The organism is Bordetella tumbae (genome assembly GCF_965139195.1).
Classification (GTDB): domain Bacteria; phylum Pseudomonadota; class Gammaproteobacteria; order Burkholderiales; family Burkholderiaceae_B; genus Bordetella_A; species Bordetella_A tumbae.
In genome coordinates, this window is sequence record NZ_CBCSJH010000001.1 from 105,427 (window position 1) to 126,538 (window position 21,112).

Annotated in this window: 18 protein-coding genes; 12 read left to right on the forward strand and 6 right to left on the reverse strand. The window is 58.1% G+C overall.

Annotated features, from left to right (window positions below; all coding sequences use genetic code 11):
* Positions 1-121 precede the first annotated feature (121 nt).
* Complete coding sequence (locus tag ACNA0J_RS00540; RefSeq protein WP_415815347.1) at positions 122-1,057, forward strand: AraC family transcriptional regulator; 936 nt, start codon at positions 122-124, stop codon at positions 1,055-1,057.
* Between the two features lie 86 nt (positions 1,058-1,143).
* Here ACNA0J_RS00540 and ACNA0J_RS00545 read toward each other — a convergent pair whose 3' ends face one another.
* The 5 genes from ACNA0J_RS00545 to ACNA0J_RS00565 all read right to left on the reverse strand — a co-directional run bounded on the left by ACNA0J_RS00545 (position 1,144) and on the right by ACNA0J_RS00565 (position 7,279).
* Positions 1,144-2,226 (reverse strand): amidohydrolase family protein, encoded by a 1,083-nt coding sequence (locus tag ACNA0J_RS00545; RefSeq protein ID WP_415815349.1) that lies wholly within the window; start codon positions 2,224-2,226, stop codon positions 1,144-1,146.
* Positions 2,227-2,297: 71 nt separating this feature from the next.
* Positions 2,298-3,617 carry an MFS transporter gene (locus ACNA0J_RS00550; protein ID WP_415815351.1) on the reverse strand — a complete coding sequence of 440 codons (1,320 nt, stop codon included), beginning with the start codon at positions 3,615-3,617 and terminating at the stop codon, positions 2,298-2,300.
* Between the two features lie 81 nt (positions 3,618-3,698).
* A complete protein-coding gene (locus ACNA0J_RS00555; protein WP_415815353.1) occupies positions 3,699-5,129 on the reverse strand; it encodes an NAD-dependent succinate-semialdehyde dehydrogenase in 1,431 nt (476 codons plus the stop codon).
* A 45-nt stretch (positions 5,130-5,174) separates the two neighbouring features.
* Positions 5,175-6,065 (reverse strand): NAD(P)-dependent oxidoreductase, encoded by an 891-nt coding sequence (locus ACNA0J_RS00560; RefSeq protein ID WP_415815355.1) that lies wholly within the window; start codon positions 6,063-6,065, stop codon positions 5,175-5,177.
* A gap of 107 nt (positions 6,066-6,172) precedes the next feature.
* Complete coding sequence (locus ACNA0J_RS00565; protein ID WP_415815357.1) at positions 6,173-7,279, reverse strand: Bug family tripartite tricarboxylate transporter substrate binding protein; 1,107 nt, start codon at positions 7,277-7,279, stop codon at positions 6,173-6,175.
* Between the two features lie 112 nt (positions 7,280-7,391).
* Between ACNA0J_RS00565 and ACNA0J_RS00570 the strand changes: the two genes are divergently transcribed.
* The 3 genes from ACNA0J_RS00570 to ACNA0J_RS00580 all read left to right on the forward strand — a co-directional run bounded on the left by ACNA0J_RS00570 (position 7,392) and on the right by ACNA0J_RS00580 (position 10,208).
* Positions 7,392-8,330: a LysR substrate-binding domain-containing protein gene (locus ACNA0J_RS00570; RefSeq protein WP_415815359.1), complete on the forward strand. Its 939-nt coding sequence runs from the start codon at positions 7,392-7,394 to the stop codon at positions 8,328-8,330.
* 103 nt (positions 8,331-8,433) lie between these two features.
* Positions 8,434-9,324, forward strand: a complete 891-nt coding sequence (locus tag ACNA0J_RS00575) for a helix-turn-helix transcriptional regulator (RefSeq protein WP_415815361.1) — start codon at positions 8,434-8,436, stop codon at positions 9,322-9,324.
* 98 nt (positions 9,325-9,422) lie between these two features.
* The gene (locus ACNA0J_RS00580) at positions 9,423-10,208 is read left to right on the forward strand and encodes a fumarylacetoacetate hydrolase family protein (RefSeq protein ID WP_415815363.1); all 786 of its coding nucleotides are present in this window, start codon (positions 9,423-9,425) and stop codon (positions 10,206-10,208) included.
* A gap of 16 nt (positions 10,209-10,224) precedes the next feature.
* Here the strand turns inward: ACNA0J_RS00580 and ACNA0J_RS00585 are convergent, their stop codons facing one another.
* Complete coding sequence (locus tag ACNA0J_RS00585) at positions 10,225-10,890, reverse strand: TetR/AcrR family transcriptional regulator (protein ID WP_415815365.1); 666 nt, start codon at positions 10,888-10,890, stop codon at positions 10,225-10,227.
* A 96-nt stretch (positions 10,891-10,986) separates the two neighbouring features.
* Here ACNA0J_RS00585 and ACNA0J_RS00590 point away from each other — a divergent pair, with 96 nt between their 5' ends.
* The 8 genes from ACNA0J_RS00590 (at position 10,987) to ACNA0J_RS00625 (ending at position 21,089) form a co-directional block, all read left to right on the forward strand.
* Entirely contained in the window at positions 10,987-11,982 is a 996-nt protein-coding gene (locus ACNA0J_RS00590; protein WP_415815367.1) for an HlyD family efflux transporter periplasmic adaptor subunit, read from the forward strand.
* 4 nt (positions 11,983-11,986) lie between these two features.
* Entirely contained in the window at positions 11,987-13,777 is a 1,791-nt protein-coding gene (locus ACNA0J_RS00595; RefSeq protein ID WP_415815369.1) for an ATP-binding cassette domain-containing protein, read from the forward strand.
* The gene (locus tag ACNA0J_RS00600) at positions 13,774-14,958 is read left to right on the forward strand and encodes an ABC transporter permease (protein ID WP_415815371.1); all 1,185 of its coding nucleotides are present in this window, start codon (positions 13,774-13,776) and stop codon (positions 14,956-14,958) included. Before ACNA0J_RS00595 ends, ACNA0J_RS00600 begins: the two co-directional genes overlap by 4 nt.
* Positions 14,959-14,962: 4 nt before the next feature.
* Entirely contained in the window at positions 14,963-16,078 is a 1,116-nt protein-coding gene (locus ACNA0J_RS00605) for an ABC transporter permease (protein WP_415815373.1), read from the forward strand.
* 14 nt (positions 16,079-16,092) lie between these two features.
* Positions 16,093-17,613 (forward strand): efflux transporter outer membrane subunit, encoded by a 1,521-nt coding sequence (locus ACNA0J_RS00610; protein WP_415815375.1) that lies wholly within the window; start codon positions 16,093-16,095, stop codon positions 17,611-17,613.
* A gap of 192 nt (positions 17,614-17,805) precedes the next feature.
* Positions 17,806-18,354: a cupin domain-containing protein gene (locus ACNA0J_RS00615; protein ID WP_415815377.1), complete on the forward strand. Its 549-nt coding sequence runs from the start codon at positions 17,806-17,808 to the stop codon at positions 18,352-18,354.
* Between the two features lie 233 nt (positions 18,355-18,587).
* A complete protein-coding gene (locus ACNA0J_RS00620) occupies positions 18,588-19,565 on the forward strand; it encodes a Bug family tripartite tricarboxylate transporter substrate binding protein (protein WP_415815379.1) in 978 nt (325 codons plus the stop codon).
* Between the two features lie 15 nt (positions 19,566-19,580).
* Positions 19,581-21,089: a M81 family metallopeptidase gene (locus ACNA0J_RS00625; RefSeq protein ID WP_415815381.1), complete on the forward strand. Its 1,509-nt coding sequence runs from the start codon at positions 19,581-19,583 to the stop codon at positions 21,087-21,089.
* Positions 21,090-21,112: the final 23 nt, after the last annotated feature.

The window sequence follows — 21,112 nt, forward strand, 5'->3', positions numbered from 1 at the left end:
CCCCTTGTATTGGTTGAATGTCTCAGATCGTAGGGACCGGCCCGCCTGCAGGCGAACCACGACGCGACAGGGATTAATCCCGCATGCGACAGCGGCCGAGCGGCGCGGGCGCCGGGCTTGCATGAAAGCGGGGTGTGCGTCGATACTGGTCCAATGTCCATTCCCGCCTGCGTCGGCCAGTTGCTGGCGCGGCAACTGCGCCGCCCGACCCATCATGCGTTCCGTTCCGCTTTCGTCCAAACAGAACCTGATCTCCCAGACCGGCTTTGCCATCGCCGCCAGCCGTCAGCCGTACTACGCCTTTCACTGGCACGAGCACGACTGCGCCATGCTGCTCTGGCCGCGCGCTGGCGCGCTCGACAGCGCCTGGAACGATGAGGAAGGCGCGCGGCGCCGCAGTCGGCTGGTCCGCGGCCAGGCCTTGCTGCTGCCGTCGCATGTCGAGCACAGCACGCGCGCCGAGAGCGCCGTGCAGCAGCATGGGGAGCTCTATCTGGCCCCCGAATTGCTGCGGTCCTGCCAGGCCGTTGGGGTGCTGCAATTGGACGGCGCGGCCCAGGCGATGCTCGACGCGCTGTGCAAGCCAGCCATGTCGGCCGCGGCCCTGCCGATGCTGGTGGCGGCGCTGATCACCCAGCTCGACGCCAATCACCGCCTCCAGGCCCAGGCTCGCGTGGCGCAGGCGCCACTACCGATGGCGCGGCAATGGCTGGCGTTGCTGCGTAGCCGGCTAGAAGACGGGCTGCCGCTGCCCGCCATCGCGGCGTCGGCCAGCGCGCTGGGAGCCACCACGCGCACACTCCAGCGCGCCTGCCAGGAAGCCTACGGACTTTCCCCCATCACGCTGCGCCGCAGAATCCTGGCGCAAGCCGCACGTCAGCGGATCGCGCTGGGCGAACCGTTGGCGCAGGTTAGCGCCGAACTGGGATTTTCCAGCAGCGGGCACTTAGGCCGGCTGCTGCGTTCAGTCGATACTGCTTCGGTCCCCAACACATCGGGTTACGCCGCCTGTGACGACGCATCGTTCGCTCTTGATGCGGGGCCAGATGTAGGCTGAGTCTAGCGTTGCTCTCGCAATTGGCCTGAGTGTGCCGACCAGGCGCCTTGCCAAAATACTTGCCATCAGGACGCTTCCGTCCAGAATCAGCCGTAGCCTTTTCGCAGTAGCTCGTTTTTACGCTTAATCTGGTAAACGCGTGCCGCCGTTGCGGAGAACAAATCGTTCTTTTCATCCTCGCTGGCGGCCGCCGAGATTCGCTTGAAGGCATTCCAGACCGTGGCGTAGCTTCCGGATGAGCGATCGACAGGAAAATTACTTTCGAACATGCAACGGCTTGAGCCGAACGCATTGATAACCTCTTCTGCCGACGGGCGCCAGGTATCGGCAAGTACAGCAGAGGAGGGTGGGGACGCCAGCGATTCAGACTTGTGGCCAAACATGGCAATGCCATAGCCGCCAATCTTGACGCTCACGTTCGGGCATGCTGCGAGTAATTTGATCGACTTGCGCCATTCGTCGAACGCCTCATGGCGGCGTTGCGCGTAGCTTCCCACGCCGAGGATACCTCCGACATGGTCGAGAACAATCGTGGCGTCGGGAACGGCTCGTGCCAGGTCAATGACTTCCTGCAATTGGGGATGATAGACCCACGCATCAAAGACAAGATTCATTGCCGTCAGCCGGCGTATCCCCGCCCGAAACTCGGGAAATGAATAGAGGCCCATCGGCGGCAGAGGCAATACCCCGAACCTGAAAGACTCATTGCGCGCAGCCGAGGCCCGAATGCCCCGGAACCGTCCTTTCCCGGCTTCGACATGGGCAGCAAGAACCTCCTCTACCGCATCGCCCAGGCACAAGTCTGCGTAGCCTACGATTCCGGCAGCGACTTCGGTTGCTGCCGCACGTGACAGGGCTTCTTCGGCCAATGCCACCACAGCTTCCGTTTCGCCGACAGGACGGAGATGCTCCGGGCCGCTGGTTCGGTATTTCCAGCCAACCTGCATGAATATCGTAGCGTCTACGCGGTGGCCGGTCGCGGCATCCTGCAATTGGTCCTCGAGCCCATAGCCAGCCCAGTGATCGGAGAAGTGGAAGTGCGCGTCAATGATGCGGCGTTCCGGATCCAAAGCAGGCTCGGAGGGTGTCGAGTACCACGTGGGGCTCAAGTGCGGTGGTAGCAAAACGGGTGGTTCGCTGTTGGCAAGCGTATCCAAGGACGAGTTCATTTTTTAGACTCACTGAATTTAAATGACGGCCAGCATTGAGGGGGCCACTGAGCGTGCCCTTTGGCGTTTCTTTATTCGGTACGCAAGGCGGTCCTTGCCGTCTCCTTCTGAGGCAACATCGTGAGCAAGGAAATAGCCGCGGCCACGATCAGTATCCAAGCAGGCGAATTTGCGGATTCCGTGTTCGCGATGAGCCATGTGGCGGCGTACGGAGCAGAACCGCCCGCAACAATCGCGGCAATACTGATTCCCAGATTGATACCGCTCGTGCGCACGTTCGTCGGAAGCAACTCGCTAAAGAGCGTGTAGTTTGTCGATAGATAGGCGGCTTCAAAAAGGCCGAAGGCTATCTGTGCGAGGATCGCTGCTGTCAACGAAGTCTGCATCACCATAAAGAGGGGATAGCTGAAAACGATGAAGCACAACGTTGTGCCCAAGATCATGGGTCTGCGCCCGACCTTATCGGACAAGATACCGAGTGGATAAATAGCCAAGGCTGCGATCAGCATCGACAGTGTGGCGGACCAGCCTGCCATTTGGGCAGACATGATTCCCTGCTTCTGGAAGAACGTGACAAAATAAGTGAACGCAACGTAGTACCCCGCCATCCCGCAGCATGCAAGGCCCGTGATGGCCAGCACGCCCTTCGGATAGCGGCACAGCAGAGTAACCGTGGGTGTTTTCTGGACCTTGCTCTGACTCTCGAGATGGACAAAGTCAGGCGTTTCCTCCATTTTGTGTCGAACCAGCAATGCAATCACACCCATCGGGGCTGAAATGAGGAACGGGATACGCCAGCCCCATGAATGGAGCTCATCGAGTGTCAACGACGAATTGAGCAGCGCGACGGCAATCGCGCCTCCCATGGTGCCGACCAGGCATCCGATCTGCGTTGTGCTGGTCACGGCTGCTCGCCGAGCATCGGGGGCGACTTCTGCTACATAGGCGACTGCGCCGCCCATCTCTCCGCCTGCTGCGAAGCCTTGAACGCATCGCAGGAAGCAAAGGAGTATCGGAGCAAGCACGCCGATATGATCGTACGTCGGCAGCAGTCCGATGCACGTTGTCGCGGCCACCATGCCGACGACCGAAACCAGCAAGGCTGGCTTGCGCCCGTAGCGGTCTGCCAGGCTACCCAGAACGATACCGCCCAATGGTCGAACGACAAACGCGACGCCAAACACCGCAAAGGTGTAAAGCAGCGCAGACGTTCCACTTTGGGGAAAGAACAAGATTGCGAGAGTAGTGGCAAGAAACGCGTAGACGGTGTAGTCGTAGTATTCGATGAGCGTGCCGATCGATCCTGCCCATACGGCTCGGCGAATGGATCTATCGGATCGTGCGGATGCTATTGCCATCGTAGAGGGGATGCAATGCTGTATGGAACTCATGTTTTTCTGTCTCCGTGCTGTTGTGGGAATGACATGGCATCCGCACGAGTCTGCATGGGTGTTGACCCTGCTAGTAGTCAATCAGGTCGCCGCATTCTGGCGTACACATTTCACTCGTATGAACTCCCGGAGGCCTTCGATTCCACCTTCGGATCCGAGTCCGCTGTCCTTGTGGCCGCCGAAGGGTGTTTCGGGCAGCGAGGCTTGCCATTCGTTAATGCATACCGAGCCGCTCTCGATTTCGTTTGCCAGGCGGTGCGCCGTGCCCAAGTGATTGGTGAAGGCATAGGCGGCCAATCCAAAGGGCAGCCGGTTAGCCTCGCTGATTGCTTCATCGAGATGCTTGAACGAGCTGAGCAAGGCAACCGGACCGAACGGTTCGATGTTGGCAACGTCGCTCTCAATCCCAGGGCGAAGAATCACCGTCGGTTGGTAGTAAAAGCCGGTCGTTCCGATCCGCTGGCCTCCAGTGGCAATTTTGAATCCGCGAGCGCTTGCGTCGTCGACAAGTCTCTCGATCGAATCGAGCCGGCGCTGGTTCTTCAGGGGCCCCATCTGCGTCGAGGGATCAAGGGGATCACCGACCTTCAGTGCGGCGGCGGCATTGACGAACTTTTCGCAGAACTCCGGAAATATGGCTTCGTCCACGAGAAAGCGGGTCGGGCAGACGCAGAACTGCCCGGAGTTTCTATATTTTGTCGCGACCGCCGACTTGACGACACGATCTATGTCGACGTCAGCGCAGACGATGACTGGCGCGTGACCACCCAACTCGAGCGTTGCCCGCTTCAGGGTCTTGGCAGCCTTAGTGCCCAGTTCCTTGCCCACGGATGTGGCGCCGGTAAAGGTGAGCATCGCGATGTTCGGAGAGGCGCATAGCAAGTCAGCGATCTCGATCGGGTCGCCGAAAACCATATTGACTACGCCAGCAGGAATCCCGGCATCCTGGATGGACTGTGCGATCAGCAGCGCTACGCCGGCGGTTTCCTCGGACGGTTTTAGCACTACGGTGCAACCAGCCGCGAGCGCACCGCTGATTTTTCTGGCTGGCGTGATGGCGGGGGCGTTCCAACCCGAGAAAGCGGCGACGGGGCCAATGGGCTCCAGCATCACTGTTTGCGTGGTGCCAGCGGTTCGCGCGGGGATGGTGCGGCCATACAGCCGGCGTGCTTCCTCAGCGGACCACTCGAACATCTCCGATGCCGTGACGACTTCCTTGCGTGCTTCTCCGATCGGTTTGCCCAGTTCCAGGGAAATTTGTTCGGCAAACGTTTCCGTCCGTTCAGTCATCAGTGCCGCGACCCGTCGCAGTAATGAGGAGCGCTCTAGCGCAGACGTCTTTCTCCAGCTCTTGAACGCCCCGGTAGCAGCTTGTATGGCTTCTTCGACGTCAGTGGCGGTCGCGTACGGAAAGGCCTCAAGTGCCTCGCCAGTCGTCGGATTGACGCCTTGAATAAGCTTGTTCGATTTGCCTGGTCGAAACTCTCCGGCGATGAATTGCGTGTACTTCATGATGTGTGCCCTTTTTGATTGCTTGAAAACGTACGTGTTAATCCATTAACAACGGGGGGGCGGGACGTCGTTGGCTTGCGCCCAGAACTCGGTCATCGACGAGGTGTCTTTGCCGTCATAGCCCGCATTGCGCGCGAGTTGGAACATGCTGCGAACGAGGTTTCCGACTGGCAGAGAAACCCCGCTCGATTGGGCTGCTTGGCAGGCAAGCGTCAGATCCTTGAACCCAAGGGCAATGTCGAAGCCCGGAGAGAGATCGCCCTTCAGAACCTTGACCGGCCACTTTTCCTTGAGTTGGCCGTTCGATGCAGTGGTGCCGGTCAAGACATTAAAGGTCTTCTTTATATCCATGCCCAACGAGTTCGCAAGAACCAGGGCTTCGGAATTCAACTGGCAGTAGCAGAGCACCATGAGGTTGTTGATCAACTTCATCCGAGTTCCAGAGCCCGGGTTGCCGCAATGGAGAACCGTGGAACCCATGTCGAGCAAGATCGATTGAAACTCCTCGAAGTTCGAGTCCGTCGTGCCTAGCATGAAGAGCGACTCGCCCCGATCGGCATTTGTCGCGAGTCGTCCCACCGGCGCATCGGCAAAGCGGATGCCTTTCGCCTCTGCTGCACGCGCCATCTCGTCAACAGTGTCGATATCTATCGTGCTGAGCTCGACAAAGATTTTGCCGGCATCCATATTCGACAGTACGCCGTCCGGGCTCAGTACAACCTCCCGGGATTGCTTCGGGCCAGGCAACATCGTAAAGATGATGTCCAGGTCTTGCGCCATGCTCTTGATGTCGGAGCCGGCTACTGCACCTAATGTGACGAGCTTGTTGACTGGATCAGGTTGAATATCGAATACAACGACTTCACCCCGGTTGCGCAAAAGGTTTGCGGCCAATGCATAGCCCATCCGGCCCAGGCCGATAAATCCTACTTTCACTATTTGCTCCTTAGGAATCGCCGGTGCTGTTCACACGGGCGATGTGTAAATGCGATCACTGCTTTCTCTGAAATAGCGTCGGGTAAGCCGTGTCGCGTCCGTCTTGGTTATTGCTCAATGGTTAGATTCAAGGTCTTGACCAGATCCGCTGTTTGTGCGGACTGCTTACGAATGTGATCGGCAAATACGTCGACCGAGCCCGTGAATGGATACTGATCCAGCTTCTTAAGCCGTTCTTTTATGTTTGGGCTGGTCATTACTTCGTTCACGGCGGCATTCAATATCTGCACGATGTCCGACGGCAAACCCGCCGGACCAAGCAAGCCATTCCAAGGTTCCGCGGTAAATCCGGGCAGCTCATCACGTCCGAGCACCGGGATTTCTTGCAAACCGATATCAGGCGATGAACTGGCGGATGCGATCAGGCGAATCTTTTCAGCCTCGACCTGCGGAATAACGACCGATCCCGCCAAGAATGCAAAATCAACGCGATTGGCAATCAAGTCAGTCAACGCTGCGGCATCCCCTTTGTAGGGGATGTGAACGGCATCCATTCCTGTTGCCTTCGCAAACCATTCACCGGCCAAGTGATTTGCCGACCCGGGACCGGCAGAGCCAAAGGTCAATCCTTTTGCGTGTGATCGTCCATACTTCACCAGATCATCATAGGTACTGAATGTCGACTCCTTGGAAACCGCCAGGTAATAAGGAAACCGGGCGACAGGGGCAATCGGCACGAAGTCGCGCAGCGGTTGGTACTGTATGGTCTTTCTCACTGCTGGCAGGATAGACAACGTACCGTTGGCGCCGATCATTAACGTATATCCGTCTGGCGTTGCTTTCTTTAGTAGATTGGCCGCCAATTCCCCACTGGCTCCGGGCCGGTTCTCAATGACAAAGGATTGCCTGAATTTGTGGGTCAATCCCTCTGCCAACAGGCGCGCAACGACGTCGGTGGGACCGCCCGCAGCGAATCCGACATAAATCGTCACCGGCTTATCTGGATAAGCGGCTGCACCGGCGTTACTGGATGGAGCAAACAAGCCTGTTCCCAATACGCAAGCTGCGACACTCGTCAGTTTTTTAAAAATAGCCATCATCGTCTCCGTTAATTGTTTCTTGACGCCTGATCTTTTCCAGATCATTGGTTTTTGCCCTATGTCCGGTAAAGCCGAACTCATCCTGGTCAGCCTTGCCTGCGTCAAGTGCTGCACGGAACAGGCTTCTGGCCGCCGTGAGTTGTCGATAAGGTATCAGCAAAAATGTGCCTCAAGGTATACTCATATATGGGTATTCAAACTTTTAGTATTCTTATTGGAAGCACGAATGACGCTTCAACAATTACGCGATTTCATTGCCATTGCGGACATCGGTAGCTTGCGAGGGGCGGCGTCCAGTAGAGGTGTTACTGGCCCGGCATTGGCCAAGAGTGTCCGTTTGCTTGAGGAAGAGTTGCACGTCGCGCTGCTGGAACGCCGTTCGCGCGGTATGGTGCTGACTGAAGACGGCATGGCCTTACTTGCCCACGCTCGCCTCATTGATTCGCAATCGCGCAAAGCCATCGAAGACCTCGCACAGCGCCGGGGGAAACAAGAGGGCTCACTGGTCCTAGGAGTTGGTCCTTCAGCTGGCGTGGCTCTGATGCCAGGGGTGCTCAAGGATTTCCAACGTAAATACCCCGCGGTGCAGATAGATATGTTCGGCGGTTCCTATTACGACCACATTGGCCCCATACTCCAAGGCAGCATCGATCTCGCTATCGTGGCGGTGCCGGAAACTCGCGAATCGAATTTGGATGCAGAGCATCTGTTCTACAACGATCTGGCCGTGATATGCCGGCGTGGTCACCCCCTGAGCGGCGCTCGCTCGCTCGCGGAACTGGTGGACTGTGTATGGATACTGACAGGTCCCGCGGGACGCGGGCCAGGGTCGGCAATACTCGAGGCATTCAAGCAGCTTGGATTGCCTGCTCCGACCCGTCTGCTTCAGTGCGACATGACATGGACACTGAACAATTTGCTAGTCAAGAGCGATATGCTTTGCGCGCTGCCACGTATCATGATTGAGCAGCCCGCCCTGTCCGGCGCGCTCCAGGCATTGCATATCGTTGAATCGCTGCCGCATTACAGCATTAGCTTGCTCAAGCGCGGTGATGCGCCGCTGCTCCCCATTGCCGATTACATGGCAACGCTGATCCGGCGCCACGCGCATTACCTGGGTGAAGATTCACGGCGCTCGGCTCAGCCGCCGTTGGCAGCCCCCTGATGACTCCTCACGGTGTCGTGCTCGGTGTGATTTCCGCTTTCATGATCAAAGAGCGGGCACACAAGGCACATATCGACAATCATTAAAAGGGACTTGGAACCCGATGCACACCTATGCGATGGTGGAGCGATCAAATCATCTTGACTTCGACATTCGAGACCAGAGTCTGCGCGCGCCGCTCACGCAGCCGCATAAGCATGAGTATTTCCAGATCCAGGTCAATCTCGCCGGGGACACCCAGCACCACGTAGGAAACATTACACGTCCTTTCACCGCGCGGACGTTGAGCTTCGTGCTACCGCATCGCATGCACGTGGTGCTGCATCCTCCAGGCGCGCGTTGGCTTGTGATCAATTTCAGCCAGCGTTTTTTGCGGCCCGAGCTAGATGTAGACCCATTGGATCTAGAGGATGTACCACTCACGCTCGCTCCCGAATTGGCGCCATTTCAATTCCAGGAGCATCTCGATTTTACCTTTGATGAAGCCTGTTTCGACGAGGCGCTGGGGCTTATCGCGATCATGCAGCAAGAGAACAGTACGCGCCGTCTTGCCTCGCTCGCTCGCATCCGTGGTTGTTTGCTGCAGTTGCTCGCATTGACCTGCCAGCAGTGGGAAAACGAGTTGCTGGCCTTGGCGAGTACTCATGCACAACAGGGCAGCCGTCGCGCAGCGCTGGCACGTGTTTTGCGATACCTGCGCAATGAGCTCGCGCATGAACCCACGCTCGCGGAAGCGGCCCAGGCTGCGAGCCTATCGCCCAATTACCTCGCGCATCTCATCAAAAAGGAAACTGGCAGGACATTTACCGACCTGCTTACCGAGCGGCGTTTGGCACTCGCGCAGGAGCTTTTGCTCACAACAAATCAACGCATCAGCGAGGTCGCGCGACGCTGCGGCTTTACCGACGAGGCCTATTTCGCGCGGCGCTTTCGCCAATGGCATGGAACCAGTCCTCGCGCATGGCGCGAGGCACAGAGGCAAGCATTGGGTTAGTAGAGGTTGCGTCCAAGTCTTGCGTGGAATTGTCCGGTTTTTGAACGGCACATGAATCTACACTCGGGACGATAACTATCACCTGAGGAGACTGCTACATGAATCGACGAGACGCCTTGATGATCTCTACCGCATCCCTTGGCGGTGTACTGGCTGCCGGTTGCGCCAGCGTAGCCGCTACGTCTGCCCAGCGTACGCCTTTCACCGTATCGCAACCCTCCGTCCCCATCGCTGGCAGTGACGAAGTTTTTCCCGTTCATCGCATCTACTGCATTGGCCGCAACTACGCGGCCCATGCACGTGAGATGGGATCGGATCCCACACGCGAACCTCCGTTCTTCTTTCAAAAGCCCAGCGACGCGGTGCAGGTCGTGCCGCCCGGCCAGACCGTGGATCACCCATACCCCAGTCTCACGCGCAACTATCACTACGAGGTAGAACTGGTGGCGGCTCTGCAGAGCGGTGGCCGCAACATTCCTGTCGAACAAGCGCTGCAGCATGTCTATGGCTACGCTGTCGGCCTGGATATGACCCGGCGCGACTTGCAGGGCGACATGAAAGACCAGAGAAAACCGTGGGAGATCGGCAAGTCCTTTGATCTGTCAGCGCCCATAGGCCCTATCCATCGCGTGGCCCAAACCGGCCAGCTGGACAAGGGGGCGATCACTCTATCCGTGAACGGCGCAGTCAAGCAGAGCGCCGATCTGAATCAAATGATCTGGAGCGTGGCCGAGCAGATCAGCAAGCTGTCCGAAGCCGTCGAGCTGAAGGCCGGTGACCTGATTTATTCCGGCACACCCGAAAACGTAGGTCCGGTAGTGCGCGGCGATATTATGGTCGCGCATATTGACGGCCTGCCGGATATTTCGCTCAAGGTCGTCTGAATCAGTTGGCTGCCGCTCATGGCTTCGTAGCATCCTGAGGTACTTGAGCGGCTATCGCCTGCAATCCCCCCAACGAAAAGCGGCATAGATGGTCCACGATCGCATCTCGTGACATCTGGCGGGCCTCTTGCAGGGGCCCGGGGATACCGCGCGCGCCTACCAACAGCATCAGACAGGGGGCCGCAACGCTGAGCAGGCAGCGCGTTAATGCAGGGTCGTCTGGCGGAATATTTGTAATGTTGCTGAGGATCTGCCGGACGACTGCGAGCTTTGGCTGCAGCACATTCTGGAACAGCAACTGGAGATGTGAGCTCGGAGAGAGCAGCTCGCGAGCCAGCACATGCAAATGCCAGCCTTCCGGCTGGCCAATCGCACGGTCCACCAGCAAGCCAATGAAAGTCCTCAGCTTCTGGGGCGGCGAGGCAGTGCTGCCAGCGATCAGCTGAAGATCGGCATAGTTGACGAGTTGATGATGCGCTTCGACCAGCACCGCCTGATAAAGCCCGCTGCGATTGCCAAAATGGTAGTTGATCGATGCCAGGTCGACCTGTGCCCGGGTGGCGATTTCCTTGCTGGTGGTCTCGGCGTAGCCCGTGGTTGCAAATAGCGCTCCGGCGGCTTGCAGTATTCGGTTACGGGTCGCCTCTCCATCGGCACGAGGTCCGCGCGAGGCCTTAATCATTGGTGCAATCTCCTGAGCATCACAGCTTGCATTTTCTTCGATCATAAATTTAAAATCAATTTAACTTTAATGTCTGCTCTCCTCTTGGAGCCATGGATGAAAAAGCCCCTCATCGCCATTGTGGCCATCGTCGTGTTGGCCGTAGGAGGCGGAGCGTGGTGGTATTTCCGCGATTCCGGTGCAAACGGCACATTGGTCTTGCACGGCAACGTGGACATCAGGCAGATTGCGCTGGCCTTCGACGGCAATGGCCGGGTGATGGCGTTGCGCGCCGATGAAGGCGACCACGTCAAGGCAGGCATGGTATTGGGCATACTCGATACTCGTACCCTGCAATTACAGGCTGACCAAGCGCGGGCGCAAATCGACGTGCAGCGGCAGAATCTGGCGCGCTTGAGGAACGGATCTCGCCCCGAAGAGATCGCTCAGGCCCGCAGCCGGCTGGCCGCCTCGAAGGCTGAGGCCACGCGTGCGCAGCAGGATCTGACCCGTCTGCAAGGTATCGCGGCCAACACCCACGGACGCGGCGTCAGTGCCCAGGATCTCGATCGTGCTCGCAGTAGTGTCCAGGTAGCCAGGGCCAGATTGGCGGAGCAAGAGGAAGCCTTGCGCCTGACAGAGGTCGGCCCGCGCCAGGAGGACATCGACGCCGCCGCGGCGCAACTGCAGGTCTCGCAAGCACAACTGGCGTTGTTGGAACATCAAATCGCGCAGGGTGAGCTCAAGGCCCCAGCCGATGCCGTCATCCGGTCCCGGCTGCTCGAGCCGGGTGACATGGCTACGCCTCAGAGGGCGGTGTTCGCCCTGGCGCTGACTCAACCCAAATGGGTGCGCGTCTATGTCAGTGAACCTGATCTAGGCAAGCTCCAGCCGGGCATGGCCGCAGAGGTCTTCACGGACAGTCACCCCGATCAGGCGGTCAAAGGCACGGTCGGCTATATCTCTTCAGTGGCCGAGTTCACTCCCAAGTCGGTACAAACCGAAGAGTTGCGCACCAGCCTGGTTTATGAGGTGCGTGTGCTGGTCGACGACGCTGAAAACCGGTTGCGGCTCGGGCAGCCCGCCACCGTGCGTTTTGCTGTCGGCGAGTAGCGTCATGAGCGATGGCGACGCGATAGTCCTTGCTCGGCAATTGGGCAAGACGTTCGTCTCTTCGGCAGGCGAGCCGTTGCACGCGGTAGACGCCATCTCGTTGACAGTGCAGCGTGGCATGTTGACCGCCCTGGTCGGCCCGGATGGCGCGGGCAAGACTACCCTGTTGCGTATGACAGCCGGTCTGCTCAAGCCTGACGCAGGGAGTTTGCACGTACTTGGTATCGACGTGGCTAGCGATCCGCAGGCCGTGCAGGACAGGATCAGCTACATGCCGCAGCGCTTTGGTTTGTACGAAGATCTCGGCGTACAAGAAAATCTCGATCTTTACGCCGACTTGCATGGCGTGCCTCACGAGGTACGTCGCGAGCGATTCGCGCGGCTCCTGGAGATGACAGATCTGGCGCCCTTTACCGGGCGACCGGCGGGCAAACTCTCTGGCGGCATGAAACAAAAACTTGGCCTGGCGTGCACTCTGGTGCGTTCGCCTGACCTCCTGCTGTTGGACGAACCCAGCGTCGGTGTTGATCCGCTGTCGCGGCGCGAGCTATGGAAAATTCTGCAGCAGTTAGTCGCGGACGAACAACTCAGCGTCATCGTGAGCACGGCCTACATGGACGAGGCCGAACGTTGCGCCCAAGTATTCGTAATGAACCAGGGCCGGGTATTGGCCCAGGGAAAACCGGCGGCGCTGGCCGGCCAGGCGCGCGGCCTGACGTTCGTCGTGACTCCTGCCGGCAACATGCCCGCGCGCGATCTGCAGGCGCGATTGATCGACGCCGATGCATTGATCGTCGACGCCGTGCCAAAGGGCGGGGCCGTACGTTTTATTCGACAGGAAAAGGCGGATGACAAGAAGCTCGACGCTTTGCTCGGGGGGCTCATGCCCACACCCCGTCCAGAAGAGCTCGAAGACGCTTTCATGATGATGCTGCGGCAGCATCAGGAGGACGACGACGCTGCCTCGCATTCATACGCCAGCGCATCGCAGAATTCGGTCGTAACTCACGAGGACAAGCCCGTCATCGTGGTGCGTGACCTGGTGCGGAAATTCGGTGACTTCACCGCAGTGGCGAGCACATCGTTCGACGTGGCGCGTGGTGAAATCTTTGGCCTGCTTGGCCCCAATGGTGCAGGCAAGACGACAACTTTTCGCATGTTGTGCGGGTTGCTGCCTGCATCGAGCGGACATCTGGAAGTCGTCGGCGTGGATCTGCGAACCGCCCGCGCGCAGGCCCGCGCGCGTATTGGCTATGTGTCGCAGAAGTTCGCGCTATACGGCACCCTGACGGTTCGCGAAAACCTGGAGTTCTTCGGCGGCGCTTACGGTCTGCGCGGGCAGCGGTTGCGACAGCGTGTCGCTGCTGTCATCGAACAATTTCGTTTATCTCCCCAGGCTATCAGCGGGTTGTTGCCCGGCGGCTATAAGCAGCGTCTGGCGATGGCCGCCGGCCTGTTGCACCAGCCGGAAGTCCTGTTCCTGGATGAGCCCACCAGCGGCATCGATCCCCTCGCGCGGCGCGCGTTCTGGCGCACCATCACGGCCTTGGCCCAGGAAGGCGTGACCATCATCATTACCACGCACTTTATGGAGGAGGCGGAATATTGCGATCGCATCGCTATTCAGGACGCGGGCAAGATGCTGGCTTTGGGCACGCCGCTGGAGGTGCGTAAACAGGCAGGTGCTCCGCATAGCGGAGAAAAGGACATGGATATGAATAGCGCCTTCATCGCCATCGTCGAACAAAGCCGCGCTCGCGCCACCAGTCAGCCGGCACGGGGAACGGCATCATGACGGCGCGAGAACCGGCAAGCCATGCGAGTGCCTGCAAGGGCAGCGCATCGTCGTACGCTTCCGGTTTTTATCGCCGCTTTCTCGCCTTGCTGCGCAAGGAAGTCAGGCAGGTGCTGCGTGACAAGAGCAACCTTGCTGTTGGCCTTTTGCTGCCGGTGGCGCTGATCTTGCTGTTTGGATATGGCCTGTCGTTCGATGTCAAACACGCGCCGTTGGCTGTGGTCATGGAAGATCAGTCTCCAACCGCGCGCGAAGCGGTCGACGGATTGCGGGGCTCAGAGTATCTCGCGCCGATGTTCGTATCCGACATGAACGAAGCACAACGCATGATGAGGTCGGGATCGGTGGATGGCATTCTTCGCGTGCCCATGGATTTTTCGCGTCGCCTCAATCATGGCGATGCACGTCTGCAGCTGATACTTAATGGCGTTGATTCGAACTCGGCTTCTACGATCGAGGGATATGTGAATGGCGCGATAGGTGTCTGGGCGCAACGGCGGGCCGATCGCAGTGGAAATAAACCGCTTGCCTCAGGCGGTGTCGAAGTCGTGCAACGCATGTGGTTCAACGAGGCGGGAGAAAGCCGCTGGTATTTGGTGCCAGGCCTCATCGTACTGGTACTGACCCTGGTCGGCGCCTTCCTTACCTCGCTATTGATTGCCCGAGAGTGGGAACGCGGTACCTTGGAGTCGCTGTTTGTTACCCCGGTTCGGCCACTGGAAATCGTGCTGTCAAAAATCGCGCCGTACCTGGTGATCGGGGCCATAGATCTGTTGATGTGTCTGCTGGCTTCCCACTTCCTTTTCCATGTCCCGGTGCGCGGTTCGCTTGTCATCATCGTGATGGTGTCAATGCTGTACCTGGTCGTGTTGTTGCTGTTGGGGTTGTTTATCTCCGCCGTTGTACGCAATCAGTTCCAAGCCAGCCAGGTCGCTTTGTTGGCCAGTTTCATGCCCGCCTTGATGCTCTCCGGTTTTGTATTTGATCTGCGCAATACGCCTGTATTTATTCAGATCATCAGCCAAGTGCTGCCCGCGACGCATTTTATGGCGCTGATCAAGACCTTGTTTCTAGCGGGCAACCATTGGCCGACCATCATGTGGAGCGTTGGTGTGCTGACGCTTTACGCTGTGGTGCTGACTATTGCCACTCGCGCCCAGTTGCGCAAAACGTTGGAATGACGCCATGACTGCCTGGATCGCCACTCTCGCGCAAATAGGCGCACTGATACGTAAAGAGATCCTCGCGTTACTAAAGGACCCGTCCAGCCGGGTGGTTCTGTTTGCGCCGGCGCTGATTCAAGCCTTGTTGTTTGGCTACGGGGCGACGTTCGACCTGACGAATGTTCCGTATGCGGTACTCGATCAGAGCCGTGGCCAGGCGGCCTCCCAGTTGATAGCTCGACTGGACGGCACAGGAGTGTTTCATCGTGCGGCCACACTCAGTTCATCCACACAGATCGCCCAGGTTATCGACAGCAATGAAGCGCTGGTCGTCCTCGCGATTCCGGCGGATTTTGACCGGCTCCTCAATGCCGGTCAGCGCGCGCCGCTACAGGTGATTCTGGATGGGCGTAACTCCTCTACTGCAGGCTTGGCGGCCGGCTACGTGGGCTCCATCGTCGCCAGCTACAACGCCTCGATAGGCGCGGGAGGGCGAGGTATCAGTATCGAGCGGCGTGCCTGGTTCAATCCTAACTTGGAGTCTCGTTGGAACATCATGCCCGCGCTGATCGGTGCGCTGAGCATGCTGCAGACCCTGCTGATCTCTGCTCTGTCGGTAGCGCGCGAACGCGAACAAGGCACCTTCGATCAGTTATTGGTGACTCCGCTCACACCGATGCAGATCCTGATCGGCAAGGCCATTCCAGCCATTCTCATTGGGCTGCTGCAGTCCACGATCATTTTTCTGGTCATCCGATTCTGGTTCCAGATACCGATGAGCGGATCGGTCGCGTTGCTGTATCTGGGGCTGCTCACCTTCACCATCGCGTCGGTCGGGCTCGGCCTTTCCATCTCGGCGTTGTCGCTGACCATGCAACAGGCCATGCTCTATACCTTCTTGCTCATCATGCCTTTGATGCTGTTGTCGGGGCTGATCACCTCGGTGAAAAATATGCCCGAGGTCCTGCAGGTGGCGACATATGCCAACCCGCTGCGTTTTGGCACCAGCATTGTGCGGCGTGTATATCTAGAGGGCGCCGGCTTGGCTGATGTCGCACCCGATTTTGTTCCTCTGCTGGTGATGGGGGCCATTACCCTCCCCTTGGCGGCCTGGTTGTTTCGCCACCGGCTTTCTTGATTCAGGTGTTTGCCATGTCTGGTTATCGTCCTTTGCATCGATCATCTACGCTCCTTGCCTCGTGCCTGACTGCCTTGATGGTGGCGGGGTGTACTGTCGGTCCGGACTTCGCTACGCCCTCGCCCGAGGCGCCCGACGATTGGACGAGTTGGCGCAGTGCGGATGACAGTCTGCGTAGTCCGGCGATGACCAGCGCCATGTTGCCCGCAGATTGGTGGCGCGCATTTGGCGATCCCGTACTTGATGGATTAGAACGGCGCGCGTTTGAAGCCAGCCCCGATCTGCAGACCGCCACATTGCGTGTAGCGCAGGCGCGAACACAGCGCGCTGCTACGGCGGCGCAGCGTGGGCCTGATATCAACGCCAGCGGGGGCGTGAACCGGCAGCGCCAGAGTGAATACGGCGCAAGCGTTAGGTTGATTGATGCGGTGGCCGCGCAGGGTAATCGCGATGATCTCGTCAAATTGCTATCCGAGCCCTTCACCCTGTACCAGGCGGGTTTTGATGCTTCTTGGGAATTAGACCTGTGGGGACGTGTACGCCGGTCAGTCGAGGCCGCCGATGCAGATGTCGCCCAGCAGAGTGCTCTATTGGACTTGGCCCGGCTGACCTTGGTAAGCGACGTTGCGCGCAACTATTTCGATTTGCGGACAACACAGAGCCAGATCCGTTTGACGCGCGAGGATATTGCAACGTTGCAGGATCGTCTGGAACTTCTGGAGGCACAAGTACGCGGAGGGACGATCAATCACTTGAATCTGGAGCAGCAGCGTGCGGAGCTTTCCGCGCTCAAGGCACAGCTGCCTGGATTGCTGGCGCAGGAAGGGGCAGGCATCAACCAGATTGCCCTGTTGTTGGGGCAGCGGCCAGGCGCGCTGCGTGCAGAACTGACAACGCCAGCCGCCCAGCAGCCTGCATTGCCCGATTTGGCGTTGGGATTGCCCTCAGAGGTGGCATTGCGCCGACCCGATATCCGCGCCGCCGAAGCCCGCTTGCACAGCGCCACCGCAGCCATCGGTATTGCCAAAGCGGATCTGTACCCGAGTATTCGCCTGGGTGCGCGATTCGGATACGAGAGCTATCTCAGCGGCGAGTTTTCGGATTGGGGCAGTCGTACGTGGTCGATCGGCCCCAGTCTGAACCTGCCTATCTTCGATCACGGCAGGCGTACGAGTGTGGTGCAACTGCGCGAACTGCAGCAGCAGGAAGCCGCGGTGAATTATCAGCAAACCGTGCTCAAGGCCTGGCAGGAAATCGATGATGCGTTGAGCGGGTATACCGCCGAGCGCCAAAACCTCACGGAGCTTGAGCGCCGCGTGTATGCGGCACAACAGGCTTATCAGCTGGCGCAGGCCCGCTACGACGGCGGCGTCGCCGATTTCATCATCGTGCTGGATACCCAGCGCGGTTATGTCGCCGCCCGTCGTGACCTGGCGCTCAGCCAGGGGCACCTGAACAATCGCTTTGTTGTCGTGAACAAGGTTCTTGGCAATATTCCCACGAACCGCGCACCGCAACCGACAATCCGAGAGTGATGAGGCAAAAGTACAGATAGCGGCTCTGCATTCCTCACAGTCGCTAACAGAGCAATGGCAATGCTCTGGTGAATATAATTTCCAAATTTGTTGCACACCGTCATGTGAACCTGTGTTGCCAGGCCCCCGCCGAGTGCATCCCGGAGGACTCTAGGACATCGGGTGATCGTCTATTCACCATGGAGCCGAATCGTGTCAAAAATTGGTGTAAAGCTTCGCGAACTTCGTCGCCGGCGTGACTTGGGCGTACGCGAATTGGCCAGCCGCTCCGGCGTTTCGCATTCTTCGATCTCGTTGATAGAGCGGGACAAGATCAGCCCGTCCGTTGATACGTTGAGTGCCATTCTGGACGCGCTTGGAACGACGCTGGTGGGGTTCTTCTCCGAAATTCAAAGCATGACGGCCTATTCCCCCTTTTATCGAGCAGAGGACTTTGTCGAGATAGGAAAAGTGGGAAGGGTCTCGTATCGAATGCTGGGGATCAATCATCCCAACCGTGATTTACTGATGCTGCATGAAACCTACGCTCCTGGCGGAGAGTCCGGCGATGCTTTTTCCCATTCGGCTCAAGAGGCTGGCGTGGTGACTCGAGGAGCGATCGAGCTAACCGTTGGCGAAGAAGTGCAAATCCTCCGCGCTGGTGATGGGTACTATTTTGACAGCAGGCGGCCGCACCGATTCAGGAATGTAGACGACGGTGAGAGCCAGATTGTCAGTGCGGTGACCCCTCCCACATACTAGCGATGTTTGGTGAATGGCCAATCAACATAGTCGGCCATCCCGGCCGTGAAATTGCATGCGTGTGGTCGAAATACTTGACGATCCGTAGTTTCCCCAGCGACATCTCCTTGGCACTTTTCTATAGTGCACATTCCTGGCGGTTCATTCTCAATGGCGAGTCTGGCCAGGAAATACCTATAACTCGGCGGTGTCGTGCAGTCAGTCTGTCTCAACCGCCTTCTTGGGGAAAGCGCATGAGTATTCGTCCGTTTACTACGGTTATTGCCATCGTGATGCTTGCTGCGCCATTGACGGTATCATTTGCCCAGGCTGATTTCCCGTCCAAGCCCATTCGACTCATCGTACCGTTTCCACCAGGGGGAACGACCGATGTGGTGGCACGCGCGGTGGCGGATCCGTTGGGAAAAATCCTGGGTCAATCTGTCGTGGTGGAGAATCGTAGCGGCGCGGCCGGCCGTATCGGCACGGAGTATGTGATTCGCGCGCCCGCGGACGGATACACGCTGGGTATTGCAACGGTCAGCTCGCACGCCGTCACCCCCGTTGTGTACAGCGATATCTCTTATAACGTTGAGCGCGACTTGGCACCTATTACCCGTCTAGCCTCCGTCCCCAATGTGCTGACAGTAAGCAAGTCTCTAAAGGTGGACGATCTCTCCAGCTTCATCAAGACTGTTCACGCCCATCCTGGGCGGTATACCTATGGCTCCGCAGGGTCGGGATCCGAGGCGAACATGATGGGAGAATTGTTCAAACTGACGACCAAAACGGACATGCTGCATGTCCCGTATAAAGGATCGGCACCTGCGCTGCAGGATGCATTGGGCGGGCAGATTACGGCGGTTTTCGATAATCTGCCGTCCTCGTTGCCATACATCTTGAGTGGTGATCTGCAGGCGTTGGCGGTTGCCGCGCCTGAGCGAGTCTCCTCTATCCCCAATGTGCCGACCTTCAAAGAGGCGGGCGTTCCCGAACTGAATGACGCCTCGTGGTTTGGTTTGGTCGCCCCTGCGGGAACACCTCCGGAAATCGTGGAGCAGATCTATCAGGCCACGAAACAAGCGCTCGCGACGCAAGAGGTCAAGACGCGTCTTGCTGGATTCTCTGCAGTTCCTGTGGGAAATCGGCCCGAAGCATTCGCTGCTCAATTAAAAGAGGAAATTGAGAAGCAACGAGCAACTGCCAATCGCGCAAATATCGTCCTTCACTAATCACTCCATCAACCCATGAAACATCGCGCCTATCGCATTCTCGTCGCCCAGCTTTTCCAGGAGACGCACGGCTTTACTCCCGTGTTGACACCGATGTCGGCATTTGAGTTCGAGCATGGGACAGAAATGTTAAGCGCGAATCGTGATGCGGATTCCGTATTGGGTGGAATGTTGCGCGTTTTCGCGTCGAACCACTGTGAAGTGATTCCAACGCTGGCGGCTCGCGCGCGTCCGGGTGGGCGCGTGGAGGAAGACAGCTATCGATATATCAAGGAAGTCATTCTCGCCGGCGCAAAAGAGAAGGGCTTCGATGCGATTGCATTATGTCTGCACGGGTGCACGCAAACGGAAAGTCTGGATAGTGCAGAGCTAGATCTCTTGAGCGCGTTGCGTGAGGTCGTGGGGAACGAGCTGCCTATCGTGGCAGGCTTCGATCTGCATGCGAACGCCATTCCTCAGATGTTGAGGCTCTTGACGTTTTGCTCAGCATATAAAACTAACCCTCATGGTGATGCAGGGGATACAGGCGAGCGCGTCGCGAAAGAATTACTGAAAATTCTCGATGGCGCATCCACGCCACGGGCAGCTTATGCACATGTGCCGATGCTAACCAGAGGAAACGATGAGACCACGCATGGTCCATTGGCTATCCTTCATCGGCAGGCCAGAGATTCTATTCTGGAAAATGTTGGCTTGATTGACGCATCCCTGTTCAATGTAAATCCGTTCATTGATGGTAAGGGGGTAGGACAGAGTGTGCTTGTGTATGCTCAGCCGGACAGTATCGATCAAGCCAGCGCGCTAGCTCGAGATTTGGCCCAGGGCCTTTGGGATGCCAGAGACCTGTTTCAGCACGCCTTGCCTGGGCTCGAAGAGGTTCTTCGGGCCCACGAGGGCAGTACTGAAAAGCTCACGCTCGGCGATTTCGGTGATCGCGTGCTAGCCGGCGCACCAGGCGATAGCGTATACCTCTTGGAAAGCGTGCTTGCTCATTCCCGAAAGCGGGTGGTTGCCGTAGTGACTGATCCCGTCGCCTACAAAGCGTGCGTTGACTACGGCGAGGGTGCAGACGTGGAGATTTCAGTCGGCGGCCGTTTTTCGCCCGACTGCACGCCGATGGTCGCTCGCGGACGAGTCTCCCGGCTGGGGGACGGGTCCTATCGCAATCGTGGCAAATTTATGCGAGGGGCCACTATGCGGCTTGGGCCTTATGCCGTGCTGGAGAGTGATCGTTTTCAGCTGCTTATTACGAGAGAGGCTGTGATGTCCCAAGACCCCGGCTGCTACCTAGACATTGGAATAGATCTGGATTCGGCCGACGTCATCGTGACGAAATCCGGATATCACTTCAAGCTGGCCTTCGACGTGTTCGGCCCATGCCTGTGTATCGAGACTCCAGGCTATAGCGGATTCCATCCGGAGCGGCTGCCATTCTCTTTGGCGCGACCTATTTATCCAGTGGATCCCATTTCTTTTGCACCGGAGGTCGTTACCTGGACACCTCCTCAGCGCCCTTCCCATTGACTCAACCCCGACACACCCCACTG

What these genes read in the sequence shown, in the direction of transcription:
- ACNA0J_RS00605 (WP_415815373.1), top strand. Translation starts at nt 14,963, where the DNA reads ATGACTGCCTGGATCGCCACTCTCGCGCAAATAGGCGCACTGATACGT.
- ACNA0J_RS00590 (WP_415815367.1), top strand. Translation starts at nt 10,987, where the DNA reads ATGAAAAAGCCCCTCATCGCCATTGTGGCCATCGTCGTGTTGGCCGTA.
- ACNA0J_RS00550 (WP_415815351.1), bottom strand. Translation starts at nt 3,617, where the DNA reads ATGAGTTCCATACAGCATTGCATCCCCTCTACGATGGCAATAGCATCC.
- ACNA0J_RS00545 (WP_415815349.1), bottom strand. Translation starts at nt 2,226, where the DNA reads ATGAACTCGTCCTTGGATACGCTTGCCAACAGCGAACCACCCGTTTTG.
- ACNA0J_RS00595 (WP_415815369.1), top strand. Translation starts at nt 11,987, where the DNA reads ATGAGCGATGGCGACGCGATAGTCCTTGCTCGGCAATTGGGCAAGACG.
- ACNA0J_RS00575 (WP_415815361.1), top strand. Translation starts at nt 8,434, where the DNA reads ATGCACACCTATGCGATGGTGGAGCGATCAAATCATCTTGACTTCGAC.
- ACNA0J_RS00585 (WP_415815365.1), bottom strand. Translation starts at nt 10,890, where the DNA reads ATGATTAAGGCCTCGCGCGGACCTCGTGCCGATGGAGAGGCGACCCGT.
- ACNA0J_RS00555 (WP_415815353.1), bottom strand. Translation starts at nt 5,129, where the DNA reads ATGAAGTACACGCAATTCATCGCCGGAGAGTTTCGACCAGGCAAATCG.
- ACNA0J_RS00610 (WP_415815375.1), top strand. Translation starts at nt 16,093, where the DNA reads ATGTCTGGTTATCGTCCTTTGCATCGATCATCTACGCTCCTTGCCTCG.
- ACNA0J_RS00570 (WP_415815359.1), top strand. Translation starts at nt 7,392, where the DNA reads ATGACGCTTCAACAATTACGCGATTTCATTGCCATTGCGGACATCGGT.
- ACNA0J_RS00540 (WP_415815347.1), top strand. Translation starts at nt 122, where the DNA reads ATGAAAGCGGGGTGTGCGTCGATACTGGTCCAATGTCCATTCCCGCCT.
- ACNA0J_RS00600 (WP_415815371.1), top strand. Translation starts at nt 13,774, where the DNA reads ATGACGGCGCGAGAACCGGCAAGCCATGCGAGTGCCTGCAAGGGCAGC.
- ACNA0J_RS00620 (WP_415815379.1), top strand. Translation starts at nt 18,588, where the DNA reads ATGAGTATTCGTCCGTTTACTACGGTTATTGCCATCGTGATGCTTGCT.
- ACNA0J_RS00625 (WP_415815381.1), top strand. Translation starts at nt 19,581, where the DNA reads ATGAAACATCGCGCCTATCGCATTCTCGTCGCCCAGCTTTTCCAGGAG.
- ACNA0J_RS00580 (WP_415815363.1), top strand. Translation starts at nt 9,423, where the DNA reads ATGAATCGACGAGACGCCTTGATGATCTCTACCGCATCCCTTGGCGGT.